Source organism: Pseudomonas pharyngis (assembly GCF_021602345.1).
In the GTDB taxonomy this organism is placed as follows: Bacteria; Pseudomonadota; Gammaproteobacteria; order Pseudomonadales; family Pseudomonadaceae; genus Aquipseudomonas; species Aquipseudomonas pharyngis.
Genome location: NZ_BQID01000002.1, coordinates 1 through 16,534, shown reverse-complemented (window position 1 = coordinate 16,534; position 16,534 = coordinate 1). Strand labels below are relative to the sequence as shown.

Annotated in this window: 15 protein-coding genes; 2 read left to right on the top strand and 13 right to left on the bottom strand. The window is 56.6% G+C overall.

Annotated elements, in window-relative coordinates; translation table 11 throughout:
* Positions 1–202: 202 nt before the first annotated feature.
* From gspF to gspG, 7 genes are read right to left on the bottom strand one after another with little or no spacing between them, the layout of a single operon-like run.
* Complete coding sequence (gene gspF, locus L6D74_RS03770) at positions 203–1,414, bottom strand: type II secretion system inner membrane protein GspF (protein WP_236187709.1); 1,212 nt, start codon at positions 1,412–1,414, stop codon at positions 203–205.
* Positions 1,414–2,820, bottom strand: a complete 1,407-nt coding sequence (gene gspE, locus L6D74_RS03765) for a type II secretion system ATPase GspE (protein ID WP_085646839.1) — start codon at positions 2,818–2,820, stop codon at positions 1,414–1,416. The genes gspF and gspE overlap by 1 nt, the downstream gene beginning before the upstream one ends.
* The gene (gene gspD, locus L6D74_RS03760) at positions 2,817–5,168 is read right to left on the bottom strand and encodes a type II secretion system secretin GspD (RefSeq protein ID WP_236187708.1); all 2,352 of its coding nucleotides are present in this window, start codon (positions 5,166–5,168) and stop codon (positions 2,817–2,819) included. The genes gspE and gspD overlap by 4 nt, the downstream gene beginning before the upstream one ends.
* The gene (gspM, locus tag L6D74_RS03755; protein WP_236187707.1) at positions 5,165–5,710 is read right to left on the bottom strand and encodes a type II secretion system protein GspM; all 546 of its coding nucleotides are present in this window, start codon (positions 5,708–5,710) and stop codon (positions 5,165–5,167) included. The genes gspD and gspM overlap by 4 nt, the downstream gene beginning before the upstream one ends.
* A complete protein-coding gene (gene gspL / locus L6D74_RS03750; protein ID WP_236187706.1) occupies positions 5,703–6,848 on the bottom strand; it encodes a type II secretion system protein GspL in 1,146 nt (381 codons plus the stop codon). Before gspL ends, gspM begins: the two co-directional genes overlap by 8 nt.
* Positions 6,845–7,798, bottom strand: coding sequence for a type II secretion system minor pseudopilin GspK (gene gspK, locus L6D74_RS03745; RefSeq protein WP_236187705.1), 954 nt, complete (start codon positions 7,796–7,798; stop codon positions 6,845–6,847). The genes gspL and gspK overlap by 4 nt, the downstream gene beginning before the upstream one ends.
* Positions 7,799–7,806: 8 nt before the next feature.
* A complete protein-coding gene (gene gspG, locus L6D74_RS03740) occupies positions 7,807–8,265 on the bottom strand; it encodes a type II secretion system major pseudopilin GspG (RefSeq protein WP_276574940.1) in 459 nt (152 codons plus the stop codon).
* Positions 8,266–8,411: 146 nt separating this feature from the next.
* Between gspG and gspI the strand changes: the two genes are divergently transcribed.
* Positions 8,412–8,792 carry a type II secretion system minor pseudopilin GspI gene (gspI, locus tag L6D74_RS03735; protein WP_236187704.1) on the top strand — a complete coding sequence of 127 codons (381 nt, stop codon included), beginning with the start codon at positions 8,412–8,414 and terminating at the stop codon, positions 8,790–8,792.
* 604 nt (positions 8,793–9,396) lie between these two features.
* The gene (locus L6D74_RS03730) at positions 9,397–9,759 is read left to right on the top strand and encodes a DUF6124 family protein (RefSeq protein WP_007959368.1); all 363 of its coding nucleotides are present in this window, start codon (positions 9,397–9,399) and stop codon (positions 9,757–9,759) included.
* A gap of 85 nt (positions 9,760–9,844) precedes the next feature.
* On the opposite strand, the gene L6D74_RS03725 is transcribed toward L6D74_RS03730, so the two are convergent.
* From L6D74_RS03725 to L6D74_RS03700, 6 genes are all read right to left on the bottom strand, one after another.
* Positions 9,845–10,132 carry a hypothetical protein gene (locus L6D74_RS03725; RefSeq protein ID WP_236187703.1) on the bottom strand — a complete coding sequence of 96 codons (288 nt, stop codon included), beginning with the start codon at positions 10,130–10,132 and terminating at the stop codon, positions 9,845–9,847.
* 1,019 nt (positions 10,133–11,151) lie between these two features.
* Positions 11,152–11,883: a hypothetical protein gene (locus L6D74_RS03720; RefSeq protein WP_236187702.1), complete on the bottom strand. Its 732-nt coding sequence runs from the start codon at positions 11,881–11,883 to the stop codon at positions 11,152–11,154.
* A 360-nt stretch (positions 11,884–12,243) separates the two neighbouring features.
* The gene (locus tag L6D74_RS03715; RefSeq protein ID WP_236187701.1) at positions 12,244–13,221 is read right to left on the bottom strand and encodes a hypothetical protein; all 978 of its coding nucleotides are present in this window, start codon (positions 13,219–13,221) and stop codon (positions 12,244–12,246) included.
* Between the two features lie 90 nt (positions 13,222–13,311).
* Positions 13,312–13,995: a hypothetical protein gene (locus L6D74_RS03710; protein ID WP_236187700.1), complete on the bottom strand. Its 684-nt coding sequence runs from the start codon at positions 13,993–13,995 to the stop codon at positions 13,312–13,314.
* Between the two features lie 63 nt (positions 13,996–14,058).
* Positions 14,059–14,877: an abortive infection family protein gene (locus tag L6D74_RS03705; RefSeq protein WP_236187699.1), complete on the bottom strand. Its 819-nt coding sequence runs from the start codon at positions 14,875–14,877 to the stop codon at positions 14,059–14,061.
* A 425-nt stretch (positions 14,878–15,302) separates the two neighbouring features.
* Positions 15,303–15,908 (bottom strand): S1 family peptidase, encoded by a 606-nt coding sequence (locus L6D74_RS03700; RefSeq protein WP_236187698.1) that lies wholly within the window; start codon positions 15,906–15,908, stop codon positions 15,303–15,305.
* Positions 15,909–16,534: the final 626 nt, after the last annotated feature.

Genomic DNA, 16,534 nt, shown 5'->3' with positions numbered 1-16,534 from the left:
AAAAAACCTCGGGAGGTGCGAGGTGATTTTTGAGGGATTTTCTCGGGTGTTCCGGGGGTTGTGCGGAGTGTCTACGGCAAGCTTTTCGAGGGAATCGGCCACAGCCCTTGAAGGGCCGTTGCAGATGACAGAAAGGAGAACCCGAGGATGCTGTTTTTGGCGCTCGGGTGAGATCAGACGCCGGTAAAAAAAGTTGAGAAAACTACTGCACCAACTGGTTGATCTCGATGATCGGCAACAGCACCGCCATCACGATCACCAACACCACCCCGCCCATCACCACAATCATCAGCGGCTCAAGCAACGCGGTCATGCCCATCGCCCGGCGCTCGATATCGCGTGACAGGGTCTGCGCAGCGCGTTCAAGCATCGGTGGCAGCCCGCCGGTTTTCTCGCCGCTGGCGATCAGGTGAATCAGCACCGGCGGGAACACGTTTTCCACTTTCAGCGCTGCTGCCAGGTTGACGCCCTCGCGCACCTTGGCAGTGGCCTCATTGACGCTCAGGCTCAGACGATCATTGGACAAGGTCTGCCGCGCCGCTTCCAACGCGCGCAACAACGGCACCCCGGCGCCGCCGAGAATCGCCAGCGTCGAGGCGAACCGCGCGGTGTTCAGCCCCAGCACAAAGCGCCCGATCAGCGGCAGCTTCAGTACCCGATGATGCCAACTCAAGCGCGCCGCCGGATTGCGCAAATACAGACGCCAGCTCCAGAACGCACCGGCCATGACGCCCGCGCACAACCAGCCCCACGCACGAATGAAATCACTGGCATTGAGCATCGCCAAAGTCAGCCCTGGGAGATCCTGGCGCGCCTGGGAAAACGCGCTGACCACCTGCGGCACCACGTAACTCAGCAGGAAAATCACAATGCCGATCGACACCAGCCCGACCACGCCCGGATAGATGAACGCAGTGAGAATCTTGCCGCGCAAGTTGTTGCGTTCCTCGATGTAATCCGCCAGCCGCTCCATCACCTGCGCCAGATCCCCGGACTCCTCACCTGCTGCAATCAGCGCCCGGTAAATCTCCGGAAAATCCCGTGGCCGCGCCGCCAGCGCTTCGGCCAGGCGCATGCCGCTGCGCACATCGGCGCGCACGGCGCTTAGGGTGTGGGCGATGTGCTTTTTTTCGGCCTGTTCGACGGTGGCACTCAGCGCAGCCTCCAACGGGAGGCTGGCGCCGAGCAGGCTCGACAGCTGCCGGGTGGCCCACGCCAGATCGTTATCCGACAGCCTGGCGCTGAACATTCCACCGCCGCCGTGCTGGGAGACATTGCTTTCCTTCTCCACCGACAATGCCGTCAAACCACGACCACGCAGCACGCCAAACGCCGCGCCCTGACTCTCCGCCTCCAGATGCCCGGACTCGATCTTGCCGCTGGCATCGGCGGCCTCAAAACGATAGCGATTCATCAGGCGTCCCGTGTCACACGAAGGATTTCTTCAGGCGCCGTGGCACCGCTGCGGATCCAGCGCTCGCCGTCCTCGCGCAGGCTGAACATCCCGGCCTTGCTCGCCGCTGCGCGCAACGCCTGCTCCCCTGCCCCTTGGTGAATCAGGGTGCGGATGTCGTCATCGATGCAGAACAACTCGTGAATGCCGGTCCGGCCGCTGTAACCGGTGTGATTGCACGCCGCACAGCCCACCGGGCGCCAGGTGCCGGGCGTGGCCGGGTCTTCCTGTTTGCACTGATTGCACAGGCGCCGCACCAAGCGCTGGGCCAGAACGCCGAGCATCGACGAGGCCAGCAGAAACGGCTCGACGCCCATGTCGACCAAGCGGTTGACCGCCGACACCGCGTCGTTAGTGTGCAACGTCGCCAGCACCAGGTGACCGGTCAACGAAGCCTGCACCGCAATCTGCGCGGTTTCGAGGTCGCGGATCTCGCCGATCATGATGATGTCCGGGTCCTGCCTCAAAATGGCGCGTAGCGCGAGGGCGAAGGTCATGTCGATCTTGGCGTTGACCTGAATCTGGCTGATGCCCGGCAGGTCGTACTCCACCGGGTCTTCCACGGTGAGGATGTTGCTGGTACTCGCATCCAGTCGCGCCAGCGCCGCATACAAACTCGTCGTCTTGCCGCTACCGGTCGGGCCGGTGACCAGCACGATGCCGTGGGGCTGGCGGATCAGGTGATCGAGTTTGGCCAGCACTTGCGCGTCCATGCCCAAGGTTTCCAGATGCAGGCGCCCGGCCTGTTTGTCCAGCAGACGCATCACCACTCGCTCGCCATGGCCGGTGGGCACGGTGGAAACACGAATGTCGATTGGCCGCCCCGCTACACGCAATGCAATGCGGCCGTCCTGCGGCAGGCGTTTTTCGGCGATATCGAGCTGGGCCATGATCTTGATCCGCGACACCAGCGCGCCGTGCAATGCCTTGCGTGGCGAGACCACGTCGCGCAGGGTGCCGTCGACCCGGTAGCGCACCACCGAATGGGTTTCGAACGGTTCGATGTGAATATCGCTGGCCTCGTCCCGCGCCGCTTGGGTGAGCAAGGCGTTGATCATGCGGATCACCGGCGCGCCGTCCTGGGTGTCGAGCAGGTCGGTGATTTCCGGCATGTCCTGCATCAGGCGGTCGAGGTCGACTTCGTTTTCCGCCGCACCAACCACCGCCGCCGCGCTGCCGGTGTCGGCGTAGGCCGTGGCCAGCAGGCCGTCGAGCTCGTCATCGCGCACCCGCTCAAGCCTCGCCGCGCCGAACTGCCGCCGTACTTCGCTGATCGACCAGCCCGGCGTCGACGGGCATACCGTCAGCACGCCGTCGCGCAGCAGAATCCGCTGCGCCTTGGCCCAGGCGTAAGGCAATGCGCTCATTGCAGCGGCACCGCTTTGATCGTCGCGCGGGGGCCGGACACCGGTGCCGGCACGCCTTGGGCGGTGGCCGGCAATTGCGGCGCCTGCATGTCCGGCATCGCCCAGCTGCGCTCCGGTTGCAGACCGCCTTGGGCGCGGCGCATGAAATCGTAACGGTTGAGCGTGATGCTGCGCCCCGCCGCGCTGTCGCGGATGATATACGGGCGCAGGAACACCATCAGGTTGGTCTTGGTGATCGAGCGGCGCTCGTTGCGAAACAGTGCGCCCAGCCCTGGAATATTCGAGAGCCACGGCACCGCGTCATTGCTCTGGCTGTAGCCATCCTGCAGCAGACCGCCGAGCACCATGATCTGTCCGTCATCGAGCAGGATGCTGGTGTCGAGCGCGCGTTTGCTGGTGACGATCCCCGCCGAATTGGCCGCCGCCGAGGCGCGCTCGTCGATGCTGCTGACTTCCTGATAGATGTCGAGCTTGACCGTGCCGCCCTCGGAAATCTGCGGCCGTACGTTGAGCTTCAAACCGACCTCTTCGCGAGTCACGGTCTGGAACGGGTTGTTGCTGGTGCCCCCGCCGCCGGTGACGTAACTGCCGCTGACAAACGGGATGGTCTGGCCGACGAAAATGCTCGCCGCTTCGTTGTCCAGGGTCAGCAGGTTCGGCGTCGACAGCACGTTGGTGCCGCCCTTGCTCTTCAGCGCCCGGGCCAGCACTTTCAGGTCGAGAATCTTGCCGATGCCGGGGATGTCGACCGTGCCGTTGACGTAGCCGAGGTTAAGACCTTGCGGCAGCACATCGAGGCTGGTCTTGCCGTTGACGTTGATCCCCGAACCGCCAAGGTTGGCGCCGCCGATCACGCCTTTGCCGCCGAGATTGCCGGTCTGCCATTGCACGCCGAATTCGCTGGCGTCGTCCTCGCCGACTTCAACGATCAGGCTTTCAATCACTACTTGCGCGCGGCGCTGGTCGAGCAGGTCGATGACTTCGCGCAGGTTGCGGTACAACGGCTCCGGCGCGGAAATCAGCAAGGTGTTGGTGGTCGCGTCGGCCTGAATAGTCACGCCACCAGCGCTGAAGGCCACGTTCTGTTCGCTGCTTTGCGCATTACCGCTGCCGCTGGTGGCGCCGCTGCCCTGGGCGTAACTGCCGCCGGTGCTGCCGCTGTTGGTGGTCGACGTGCTGCCGGTGGTTTGCGTGCCGCCCTGGCCGTTCTGCCCACCGCCCGAGTTGGTGGAACTGCCCATGTTGCTGAGCACCGAACGCGCATTGTCGCTGGTGCCGCTGTCGCTCTCGCCGGTCAATAAACCGCGCAGGGCCTGGGCCAGTTTGCCGGCCTGAGCGTTGCGCAGGTACACCACGTGCAGGTTGCTCGGATTGCTCTGGGCGTTGTCGAGTTTGTAGATCAGGTTGCGCGCCAACTCCGTACGCTCGGGGCTGCCGGCGCGGATGATGATGGTGTTGGAGCGCGGGTCGCCGATCACCGCGATTTTCTGGGTTGGATCGTTGCCCGGTGCGTCGAGCAGGTCGGCGACCATCGGCGCGATGTCGGCGGCGATGCCGTTCTGGATCTGCACCACGTCGGTGTCGATGGCGCTCGGGGTGTCGATGCCTTGAATCAGTTGCGCGACCCGCGTCAGGTTCTCGGCGTAATCGGTGACGACGATGGTGTTGTTGCCCGGATAGGCGTTGATCGGATTGTTCGGCGACACGATCGGGCGCAGCACCGGGATCAGGTTCACCGCGTTCTCGTATTGCAGGCGGAACGTGCGAGTGAGCATGCCGTTGCCGGCCGGTTTGTCGGCGCTGTAGATCGGCCCGCCGAGCAGTTTGGCGTCGGCCTCCGGCACTACCTGCGCCACGCCGCCGACGTCCACCACGCTGAAACCCTGCATGCGCAGCGCCGCCAGCAACATGTCGTAAGCCTGATGCGCCGGCACCTGGCCTTCGGAGACCAGCGTCAGGTTGCCCTTGACCCGAGGGTCGACCAGAAACTGCTGGCCGGTCGAGCGCGACAACGCCCGCACCACCGCTTGAATATCCGCGTCGACAAAATTCAGCGTCACCGGTTGATCGCCCAACGGATTGGTCGGCAACGTCGTGCCACGCGCCGAGCCGCCGCTGCGGGCGCGTTCGGTGATGTTGTGCAATTGCTTCGGCGCAGGTTTGACCTGAGCTTGCGCGCGCTCGCGGTCGAGCACCGCGTCGCCACTGCGCTGGGTGTTGGCCAGCGGCCGGCCGAGTTCGCTGTCCACCAACAGCGGCGGTTGATTCGGTGGCGTGGTGTTGCTGCACGCGCTCAATGCCATCAACAGCATCGGCAACGCCATGCGTTTGGATCCTGACCCCTTCATGAAGCTTCCTTAGCGCCCAGCGCCTGATCCATGCGTACGGTGCCCGACAGAGTGCCGGCGGTGTCATCGGTCGCGGCGTCGTCTGCGCGTTGCAGACGGGCCTCGACCACTTGCAGTGAAAAAATCCGCGGTTGGCTCAGCAGCCAGTCGAGCACGGCGTCGGCCGGTGCCGCGTCGAAGGTCAACTGCCAGCCGGCGGACACGGCCGCCAATTGGTAATGGCCGCCCAGTCCGCTGGCCTGCAAGGTTTGTTGCAGCGACTGCTCCAGGTTCTGCCCGTCGGGGCGCACGCTGACGTCGCGCAACAGCACTTCCAGCGCTTCGGCCTGGGCGCGCAATTTCGGGATTTCGACTTGCGATACGGCAATCTTCTTCAGCGGCGGCTGAATCAACGCCACCCACACAAACAGTCCCAACAACAGCGCCGCCATGCCGCAGACCATGCGTTTTTCCCGCCGCGCCAAGGGCTGCCAACGGGCCTGCAACTGAGCGTTGAAGCGCTGCCAACCGGCGCGGTATTTCGCAAGCGATGGGCTATTCATCTTCGGCTCCGCTGGTGTCGTCGTTGTCGCTGGCGGCGGTCGCCTCGCTGGCCGGGCGCAGGACCCAGCCGTCGTCATTCGGGCTGATGCTGATACCGGCCTGGGCCAGCGTGCCTTGCCAATCCTTGTCGTTGCCCGAACGCCGCGCCTCGGGCAACAGACTCAGTTGCAACGCGCCGTCGACAAACTCCAGCCGCTGCACCGTGCCCGCCATGGACGGCATGCCACTGCCGGCCTGCGACACCAGCCGCGTGAAATCCTGCCCCGGCGCATCCACCGCGCCTTGCTGGCGCGCCGCGATTTGCTGACGCGCCTGTTGCAGCGGATTGAGGATCACCGGCAACTCGGGGAACGCCTGCTTCACCCGCTGCGCCATTTGTGCCTTGAGTTGCTGACCCTGCCCGGCCTCGCGAGCGGCGTACAGATTCAAACCGATCACCCACACCGCCAGCGCCAGCGCACAGCAACCGAGCGCCCGGCCCCAACCGCGATGCTCAGTGCCCGGTTGCTGAAGGCCGCCGTGCAGGCCCCAGTTCGGCAACGGGCCGGAGCAGCGTTGCGAGTCGGCCAATGTCGATTGCACCGCTTCAGGTGCGCCGTCACCGATCCAGTGCGCCGGCAGACCGGTTTCCAGCAACCACGCTTCATCGATCATCGGCTGCACCTGCGCCGCATTCGGGCCGTGGCGCAGCAACAGATGATCGTCGTGCAGGCAGCCAACGCCGCCGGCCATCACCGGCAAGCTGTAAGCCGCTGGGTACAGGCCTTTGAGGTTCAGGCCGAATTGCCCGAGGTGCTGCAAATCCTTGCGTGCTACCCAGGCAATCTGCACCTGGCCGCTTTCATTACGAGCACTGTGAGCGATGTGCATCTCGGCGCTGTCGCCGAGCATCAACGCCTGCGCCGCACATTGCACAGCCGCAGCGGTTTTGTTCGCGGGGAGCGGCGGCAGATCAATGCTCGCCAGCAGGCTGTCCGACGGGTGCAGAAAGCACACCAGCGGTTGCTTCGGCAGCGCACCGAGCCGCACACGTTCCTGGCGTGTGACCTGCCCCTGACGATCCGGCCACGCACAATCCACTTCACTGTCGAGACTCAGCTCCGCCAGCGGTGGCAGACTCACGCGCAACGGGCTCATACGCCCACCCGCGACCAGATCACTTGCGGCAAACGGTCTTCACTGCGATGCAGCAACGCATCGAGGCTGACCCGCCGCTGATCCCGCCGCGCCTGCCCGCGCAACCGGAACCAGTCGCTGGTGATGCCGACCTTGACGCTGGTGATCTCCAGTTGCGGCAAGCGCAGGCGATTGACGAAATCCCCGCGATTGATAAACCAGCGCCCGGCGTCACGCTCATTGATCAACGCCTGCGCCCGCTCCAGCGACAACCCCGGCACATACGCCGCGAGCACCGGCGCCGTGGCGGTGTTGCCATTGAGCCAGGTGGTCGCCGGAATCACCGTCAGGTACGGCGCGAGCTTCGCCAACAGCGCATCGTTGACCCCGTCGACACTGCGCAAATCGTCAAGCGTGCGCAGCATCGGCAAGGTCGGCGATTGCGGTTTGCGCGACGCGGACGGCGACGTGGCGCGCCCGCTGTCGAACGTATTTTTCGTCACAGGCTTGTCCACCACTTGGGCATTCAACAGGTGCGGATAAGAGCCGATCACCCGCTGACTGATGCGCCGGCTCAAGCCAGTGCTGACACCGATCAACTCGCACAAACGCTCGAACGCCTGCACCTGCGCGTCATCGATCCGCTCGTTGGCCACCAGATTGCGCAGGTTGAACTTGCCCTGCTCGTCCTCCAGCCACCCCTCGAAACCCTGAGTGTTCAACCGCTGCGCCCACGGTTGATCGAGTCGGGTCAACGGATCGCGCTGCCGGGCGTCCCACAATAATTGCCGGCTGATCTCCAACCCGCCGTGCAGCACCCAACGGCCCTGCACCCGCAGTTGTTCGGCTTCCAGCGCCCGGGTCGAAACGCTCTGGCGGGTCAGCATGCCGGCGGCGATCACCGCGACCACCGCCGCAATCAGCAGCGCACTGATGATCGCCATCCCCTGCTGGTTCGATTGGCTGTTCATGACCGGCCTTACAACTGCCAGGAACCGATGTCGGCATTCACGCCGTCGCCGTCAGGCTGGCCGTCGGCGCCGAGGGAAAAAATGTCGATCTCGCCGTTGGCACCGGGATTGAGGTACTGATAAGGACGACCCCACGGGTCATTCGGCAGGCGCTCCAGGTACGAGCGCCAGTTGCTGTTCTTCGCATCGGTCGGCCGCTCCACCAGCACCTTCAGGCCCTGGCTCTGGCTCGGGTAAGTGCCGTGATCGAGGCGATACAGCTTCAGCGCCTGCATCAACCCGCCAATGTCCTGCTTCGCTGCCGTGGCCCGCGCCTGATCCGGCCGGTCGAGCACCTTGGGCACCACCATCGCCGCCAGAATCCCGAGAATCACCACGACCACCATGATCTCGATCAACGTGAAACCCTGCTGCCCACGGGGCATCCGGCTCGGTCGATTGGGCTGTTTGAACTGCGCGATATCCATCTCGTCATTCCCTGGCTTGATTCGATTCGACGCGCAGTGTTGCAAGAAGATATGTCAGGGATGTTGAAAATCCTCGGGTGTTTTCGTCGTCAAGCCGTCAAGCACGGGCGTTAGCGTCAAGGGCTGCCCGACTGCCCGAGCCCCCGATGCGCACCCCCTCCCCGCAAGCCGGATTCACCCTGATTGAAGTGCTCGTCGCACTGGCGATCATCGCCGTCGCCATGTCCGCCGCCGTGCGCGTGGCGGGGTTGATGACGCAGAGCAGCGGGGTTTTGCGGGATCGTTCGATTGCGATGATTGCGGCGCAGAGTCGGATGGCTGAACTTCGGTTGGAAGGGAAATTGCCGATGGGGGTTAAGGCGATGGAGTGTGATCAGGGGCGGTTGTTGTTGCGGTGTGAGCAGGTGATCGCAGCGGCAGAGAATGGACGGTTGCTCAAGGTTGGAGTTCAGGTGTTTGACCGCAACCAAGATGCGCCGCCGCTGGCTCGGCTGGAGACGTTACTCAGCCGCCCCGAAAATCCCTAGCCCTCCCGAAACGTCAGACCGCTGGTATGCAGCAGAATTGACCGAGAGATACTTCCGACAACCACCTGAAAATCTTCACCACCACGCACACACCGCGTTGAACCCATAATCAACTCAAACGCCCGCCTCCAAACTCATAATCAACGCGGTCGCCCAGGTCGATGTACAACGCCAGAAACCTCGGTCGGCCCCCTCTCCCTCCGGGAGAGGGCTGGGGTGAGGGCCGCTCTTGACCCACCCGTTTAACGCCTCCCAAAAACCCCGTTTAAAAGACACCAACCGTAACGTCCCCAAGGCTACACAACCTTGCGTCATTACCTACGACTACGCCAGAATCCGCCGGCTTGTGCGTCTAGTGCGCGGGTCTTATCGTTTCCGGGTCACTGAAAAACAGTGATCGGGTTTGGTAGCCTGCACATGAGAGTTGCACAGCATCACCATTCGCGGCGTCGTTTCGTCTCGGCTTTATGGTGGTCATGCACAGGGCACCTTCGGGTGCGCCGGGTTCCTCATGTGCCGGTCTACCAACCTGAGCATGGCCGCCACCTTCGTTTGGTAGCGAAATTGGATGGCCTCCCTTTTTGAAGCATGAGGAGTTTCATCTATGTTCAAACCGACGCCCAATCCCCCTGAAACCGATCCGGTATCCCCCTACAAATTCCCTGATTCCCGAACCCTCAACGAAGCCGCCGAACGCGCCCTCGACCACTACCTCACCCCACAACAACGCATCATGGGCAGCCACCACAAACACGACCCCATGTACCTGGCCAATCCGGCGTACAACACCGAATCCCTCCTCGCCAACGCCAGTGAATCACTGGGATCGGCGAGCGAAATGCTCAACAACTTCGCCGCCACTCTCGAGCCTGCTCATCGCAAAACCGCGATTGGGATTGCGCAGTTGGTGATGTTGAGCGAGTTGGCGGTGAATCAGGCGTTGGATCATGTTGAGGTGAAGGCGTAAGCGGCTGAGCGCTTTAGATCAACAGCCGAAAGAAAATGGCCGAGGTTGTCAGGTGTAACTGACGACCTCGGCCAAGTGAGCAATTCTATTTTTTTCGACACATCTCGACGTCATCCTGAGTCTTCAGGTCAGTGTCGATTCCCAAGCGATACCTGCAGTAATCAATAATCCACCCCCGCTCCTCTGCCGTCAGGCGCTCTACCTTCCTGATCTCTCCATCGTTGGCGTGGATGTTGTAGAACTTCATCTGAAACATCGGATGCTTCTTGATGAAGACAATGGTTTCGATGTCTCCGTCCTCAAGGGCTTCGTAGTAGCCGACATAGAGTATTGTTACTACGGCGAAGGTTACTGCGATTAAAAGCTTTTCCATTGCTGTGGCACCGGCGGAGGAAGCAGTTGGAGAGTGTCAGTTTTTTTTCGTGTGGACCGGTAACGGTCCACACGCAAAATTTCTGAAGGTCCCGAAACCTCCTTCCCTAACATTCTCACCGAAGCGCTTACGAAAAAACTGATGTTACTCATCTTAAAGTCTCCGCCGTCGCAACCGATCGTTTTCATCCAATATGAACTGTCGTGACCAGATTGCAGCCCAAAACTGAATCGTTAGAATCCATGGTCTAAACATAATCCAAGCCAATGCTTTGCGCCAAAGTAGAGGTGTGTAAAAAGATCCGCCACGGGCGCCAAACCCCCACTTCCAGTAAATCTCAATCTCTCTCTTCGCATACGTGATCGAATTGCAATTCCAAAAAGTACCCCATCGCCGACTCCAAGTGTCATTCATTAACCAGTTGTGAGTGAGGTACGAAGTTAGAGAATCGAACTCCTCGAGTTGGCTACCGTCCACAAAAACGGAGCACCTTCGAAATTGGTAGTGTTCCAAGGAGAATCGGATGTTGTGGTGGTGAGACAGAAAATCTTGCGAAGGGATACTTTTTAGGTTGAAAACAATCGGGGAGCGATCGAGGTCATACACACTTAGCGCATCCTGATAGCGAACTCCCGCGCCCTCTGCCTCAAATACACATTCGAATTTCGCCACATCAGTGTTAACAGATCGAAATGCGACCTTGGGTACCCGGGGCTCCGCGTCAGTTGGGTTTGGAAGGTAAAGAGAGTACTCAACATGCTGACCAAGCTTTTGCCAGCGAGCACCTAGCCGATTACGGCTGGCCCATCGCTGATGAGCCTCAAAGTAGGTTTTATAAAACAGTGCTTTGGTAACGCGGTGCCAGCTCCACACAAGGGCTTTGAAGACTACCGCCCATGGCGTCGGTATCGTCATGTTCGCTCCTAGTAAGATTCTAATAAAATGGTGACAAAGACGGATCTATTTTCACATGTAACAAAAGGACCAATAAAGTGGGCTGATTTATTTATGGAAATAAATCACCCCCCTTTTTTGCCCTTTTTTTTAACATTATTCGTCTTAGGAGTTGGAACCACTGCATCGATAAAAAATTTTGTTGCCTTGCCGAGCGAAAACATAGACCTATCAAATTTATACATTTGATCCGCACGAGAACTAGATACATTGCAATTAGATAGAGCCCGCACCCACTCTACGTAACTTTTGACCTCCTCCATCTTGACAGTGCCAAGTCTATGTCGACTATCAGAAAGATCTCGGTTTAGCAGATATCTGTAGGCTCGCAAGCTGTGTTGGTCGGCTATCGGTTGGGCATCCGGATTGGCTAGGTGTCGGCCAAACTGCCTAAAAACAGGAGCTGCAGAGCCAGTTATATTGCTATCGCCGACACTTGCACTCTCAACAATTCCCGCTGCGATATATCCAATTTTTCCAAGATCTTCCTGTTTCCATAAAGCAGCGATTGCCAATCGCTCTAGAGGAGTTGTAGCAGAGGCTAACAAGTCCGCTCTACTCATCTGTGCATAGTTTGCCAAGACATTGTAATCCGACGGCAAAAACTTCATAGTCAATCGAGGATATTTTTCAAGTTTCAAGTGAAATTTTTCTGCTAGATCGCCCCGTTCGATAAAGCCGCCAAAACTCGCCTCACCTTTGGAAATAGACTCAAGTCGTCTATAGAGCAATACCAAGGAGTCTAGTAGCCGTTGTTGGGTTGGTGGACAGTTTAAAGTAGTCAATGACAATTGCATTTAGGCCTCTCACGAAATATCGATACAACTCGATTAACTAACCCCTTGAACGCCGCACTAACGCAAACACCCTGAACTGAATTTAAATGCTTTGGGGTTACCGCCTTACTTTCATGTAACTCTCTATGACCCTAACCGTAGGAGCTTATAACTCAACACAGGGACCAACAAAGGGGACTGATCTATTTTCTGGAAAACAAATCCACCACTTTTTTCTAAATCGAAAATAAATCAGTCCTTTTTTCTTTTAAGGTGCCTTTGGCGCCGCAGGCAGCTAGAGAAAAAGGGCGCTGATCTATTTTTTCGCAGAGAGCGGGCAAACGGTTTGAACCAGTTGCTAGATGATTGTTAGGTTAAATCTTAAATAATATTTTTTAATCTCATCCAAGCCATCATATTTGCAAAGCATTGAGGTTCCGGGATTTTTGAAGCAGCTAATATCCTGTGAACTCGCCTTTCTCTTTTCACAGAATCAGATGGCAAACTATTCCATTTTGGATTGTTTGATATTAATTTTCTAATTCGCTGCTCGAGAATAGTTTCGCTTGCAATGGAAACAGATAGTGCCGCATCGAATGTGCAGATCAATTTTCTAACAACTGTAGCAAAATTAACGCAGTCTTTTAGGTTCAGTTCAATACGATGACCAAGTATTTGGCTCGGCAAAATAAAATTATTGCGAAATGGTGAGGGTGCGACGATCTGAACAGCTGACAGCTCAGCATGCCTATCGACTATGTCTTGCGTCACAATGCCTTCGGAATGAATAAATGAATTTCTACATTCTTTGAAAAACCTGTACGCAATCAAATGCTGATCTATATAGCTCCAACAATTTTGGTGTGTATTTTTAAGGGTTGGAAGGAATTCATTTTTCATCAGATTTGATACGGAGGCATTGGCCTCATTCACTGCAATAGGATAGCCAGATAATTTACCGTTTGGCTTTACTCCAGAAGGATACTGTATTGCCTTGGCGTTTTTTTCATAGGTAGATGAGGTAAATATGTCCTTGCATACTTTCTCTGCCCAGCCTTCATATAGGGTGCACGCATCAAATATAATCCAGCGCGAAAACTCCCTTTCGTGCTCATTCCAATCTTTTTCTATAAATGTTTTTTGAAAGTCAATTCCACCTGGCATAGGCAAGCCTGCAAGAAATTTTTTTTCAATTGCGCTGATATGTAGCTCTGGGAATTGCTCTTTAAAACCTCTTACTTGCCACCAAAGATCGCGCAACCCTGCATAACTCCCCCAAATAAAACTAAAAATATCGCCCAGACGGTCATCTACACTCTGAGTCGATGAAAAAAAGAATGCAGGCTTTGAAGTTGGCATATTCTAAGAACCTAACGTTTGGATTTTGGGCATTCGCGATGCGTAGCTTGCTGACACCCGAGCGAGAGAAAAAACGACTTGTGGTAGTTGTTATAATTCGCGTTGCACAGTGTCAACCGTGGAATCAATTTCAATCGCTAAATCATTTGCGGAATTTAGCAGATCAGCGATGGACCCAACTGAAATATCTACTCTTTCACCATCTTTATTGTATCCAGCACGATGTACGCAATGGTGGCGAACTTCTACGGCTTTAAATAACCAAGAAAGGTCTGAAAACTTGTGATTCAACACCACTTCGTACATTGGCTTTATTTTTTTAATGTCGTGAAATATCAGACCCTTTAGATAGCTGGCAACGGTTACTTTTAAAGTTTCTTTTTCTTGATATATCTCACGCAGGGTAAGCTTACGCTTGGAAAACTCCGGATCACTTTCAACAAGCTTTCTAGTGAGCTCTTCAGAATTACAAACCTGATGGATAAATACACCAGCCAAATACCCTTCAATCGTAGAAACCACATGAGCGTGAATCATAACTAAAAAGCTAAATCGTGCTTTCTCAGGAACATTTAGCTCTCGAATCAAATCAACACTCTCCAGCTGATCTATTAATAGCTGATAGTGCTTTCTGTTCTCATTTTCTTCATACCACTCATAATCTTCCTGTTCGAGAATAGTATCTCCCGAAACATCATCAATTAAGTCATCGATAAAGTCAGGATCATTCGGACTTCTGCCGAACATCTCACATAAATCTTGATAGTCGCTCATTGGTTACTCTTAAATTGATAAGACTTATAAATTCTGAGTTCAGCGGCTACCGAACGCAGTCCGCTAGAACGAATGGTTGGGCGTCCGCGCTGAGTGCCAACGCTCCATGATGAATATGACCAACGAGTGCGATGCGTTCACCGCAAGTCGTGCCTCGGACACAGCTAGCGACGGCGGGCTTACGCCACGCCCATGCGCTGAACCAATATGTGTTCGATACGCGCCAACACCATCCACGATGGACGCCAGCCCTTGAAGGATCCTCTTCTCGTCATCTCGAAGCGTTGGATCTAGGTTAAGGCCCAAGTGACTTTGAACCGTGCGCCAAAGCGGCGTGACTGTCTGGCTGGCGGGCATATCAAGAGCAAACGTCTCAATGTACGTCTTGCAAGTCGCCTCAATGATTGAACAGGCCGCGGTGATAGCCGCATGGGGATCACGCTCAAGTTGACCGATTGCCCGCTTGAATTCCGCCTCAACAGAGGCGAAGTCGCCAGTCCGGAGGAAGTCAGCTAATGTCTTAGCGGCAAGACTTGCTCCAGCAAGCCCGACATATCCATTTAGCTGATATGTGAGCTGATTCTTTGCGAGGCTTTCACGTATCCGTTTCTGACCGATAACGATTTCCGGACGCCAGTCGTTGGGCTCTTGATCCATAAATTTTTGTATGACTTGACCGAGTACTGCCAACGCATCCACTGACGGATCTTCATTGCATCGCTTAAGCCAAAGGGAACACTTCGTCTCGCAGTTACCAATAGGCGCGTCACCGGGGGCTCCGCTTTCCATAAAAAGCGAGTTCAGCGTCGAATGGCTGAAGTAGTACGCCCCGATAACGGAAGCGACCGCACCTATAACTGAATTTGGAATGTTGTTAGCCAAACTTCTCTCCAGACGCCCAACTGTAAGTAAACGCCACAAGCGGTGTAATACTCTTCCACCACTTGTGTCTGATAACGATCCTTGTCCATGAAAAATCCTTCAGCGGCATGCAGGGCGCGGTGGAAACGCAACATGAGGCAAGAAGAAAAAACGACATGGCTTAAGCAGAGATTACAAATTCGGTCGCAGCGTGTCCACAGGCTGTTTGGGCCGAGCTAATACTGCTCGTGATGAGGAATTAGCCAGTCTGCTCAGCGGATTCTGTTGAAAAAGTAGCCGCCCCGTCTGGCTTGCGGCAAAACTCTCGCATCGGGCAGCTGGGAGCACGCAGGATGTTGGGACAGGCAGAAACAAAGAGGACTGATGTATTTTCTGGAAATAAATCAGTCATCTTTCTCCATCTTCGTGGTGAAACCACGCTTTCTCTACGCCGACATAAAATCTTTGGTACCGATTTTGTTTACAACTTTCACGATGCGGTGAGGCTTTCTGAGCAAGTCTCCAGCTGACACCGCGTCTTCCTCCGAAGCATGAACACTAAAAGGTCCGATCTCATTTTCTAGGAAGACACCCCAACACACCTGCCATCCTGGCGCATCCAAGCTTGGCGCAAATGGCTGGATGTCGTATGCCCTACCAAGGTCCACCGCAAAACCTCTGCCGGGAAGATTGCCTTCGGCTCGAATTGAACGGCTAACGATACCAACAACGTCTCCTGCCCGATTGAACACCGGACCACCGCTCATACCCGGTGGCCAGTCAGTCTCCACCTCAATAACCGGACTAGGGTTGGCCGTGCCAACCCCATTCAGGTGCACATCAACAATGCGTCCATATGCGCCATACATCCCTTCCGACAAAAGCATTTTTTGAGAGTCGCCCGAGAGCTTAGAAAGGTCCAATTCTGGGTATCCCACAGCAAGCAATATATCCCCGACTTGAGGCTGCCATCCGTTGATACACACGCTCACCGTTTGAGGAGGGCGCACTTGCGGACCTAGTGGAGAGGCCTGCATGACTGCTAAATCCATGGCAACTTTACGCTCCTGCCTCCCTCGCAAGCCCCCATAGGGTCATCAGAATCCATCATGGCTATGTGATACCCGGCTACAGGTACAAAACACTCACTGGGAATGGTGAGTGAGCCGAACAGGATCGCATTCATGCTCAGAAACAGGATCGGTCGGCTCATTCCCCTTTCTTCAGAGAAGTCGATGACATGATGGGCTGTAAGGAACGTGCCAAACTGATTAATGTTGAATGCAGTGCCAAGCCCAAAGAGCTGTCCCTTTGTGTCTTGCCGAAATACGGGTACTACGGCATTCCTCAGCCCAAAGGGATCCTGAATTCTGAACGGATGAAAGGGTCGTTCTGGGTCGGGGTCCAGGGGGTAGTGCCTTTGTGACGACTCAACCGTTTCGCAAGTGGCAATCTCAAACGGTACGAAGTGTTCCATGGCCGCTCCTAAATATTATCCTACCCGTACCTCCGCAGCTCTACGCAGGGAGCTCGGTCCTTTGAAAGAAGCGTAAGCGGAGGCGCAGATGTGAAGCAAGTGGCTAGCTGTGGCTGCCGCACGCTATCCCCAATACCAAAAAAACTGCTTTTCCAACAACAAATCACGGCCTCGCCAACCTAGGCATCTCCACCCCCTCCC

What these genes read in the sequence shown, in the direction of transcription:
- gspM (WP_236187707.1), bottom strand. Translation starts at nt 5,710, where the DNA reads ATGAATAGCCCATCGCTTGCGAAATACCGCGCCGGTTGGCAGCGCTTC.
- gspD (WP_236187708.1), bottom strand. Translation starts at nt 5,168, where the DNA reads ATGAAGGGGTCAGGATCCAAACGCATGGCGTTGCCGATGCTGTTGATG.
- gspE (WP_085646839.1), bottom strand. Translation starts at nt 2,820, where the DNA reads ATGAGCGCATTGCCTTACGCCTGGGCCAAGGCGCAGCGGATTCTGCTG.
- L6D74_RS03730 (WP_007959368.1), top strand. Translation starts at nt 9,397, where the DNA reads ATGTTCAAACCGACGCCCAATCCCCCTGAAACCGATCCGGTATCCCCC.
- gspG (WP_276574940.1), bottom strand. Translation starts at nt 8,265, where the DNA reads ATGGATATCGCGCAGTTCAAACAGCCCAATCGACCGAGCCGGATGCCC.
- L6D74_RS03720 (WP_236187702.1), bottom strand. Translation starts at nt 11,883, where the DNA reads ATGCAATTGTCATTGACTACTTTAAACTGTCCACCAACCCAACAACGG.
- L6D74_RS03700 (WP_236187698.1), bottom strand. Translation starts at nt 15,908, where the DNA reads ATGGATTTAGCAGTCATGCAGGCCTCTCCACTAGGTCCGCAAGTGCGC.
- L6D74_RS03710 (WP_236187700.1), bottom strand. Translation starts at nt 13,995, where the DNA reads ATGAGCGACTATCAAGATTTATGTGAGATGTTCGGCAGAAGTCCGAAT.
- gspL (WP_236187706.1), bottom strand. Translation starts at nt 6,848, where the DNA reads ATGAGCCCGTTGCGCGTGAGTCTGCCACCGCTGGCGGAGCTGAGTCTC.
- L6D74_RS03715 (WP_236187701.1), bottom strand. Translation starts at nt 13,221, where the DNA reads ATGCCAACTTCAAAGCCTGCATTCTTTTTTTCATCGACTCAGAGTGTA.
- gspK (WP_236187705.1), bottom strand. Translation starts at nt 7,798, where the DNA reads ATGAACAGCCAATCGAACCAGCAGGGGATGGCGATCATCAGTGCGCTG.
- L6D74_RS03725 (WP_236187703.1), bottom strand. Translation starts at nt 10,132, where the DNA reads ATGGAAAAGCTTTTAATCGCAGTAACCTTCGCCGTAGTAACAATACTC.
- gspF (WP_236187709.1), bottom strand. Translation starts at nt 1,414, where the DNA reads ATGAATCGCTATCGTTTTGAGGCCGCCGATGCCAGCGGCAAGATCGAG.
- gspI (WP_236187704.1), top strand. Translation starts at nt 8,412, where the DNA reads ATGCGCACCCCCTCCCCGCAAGCCGGATTCACCCTGATTGAAGTGCTC.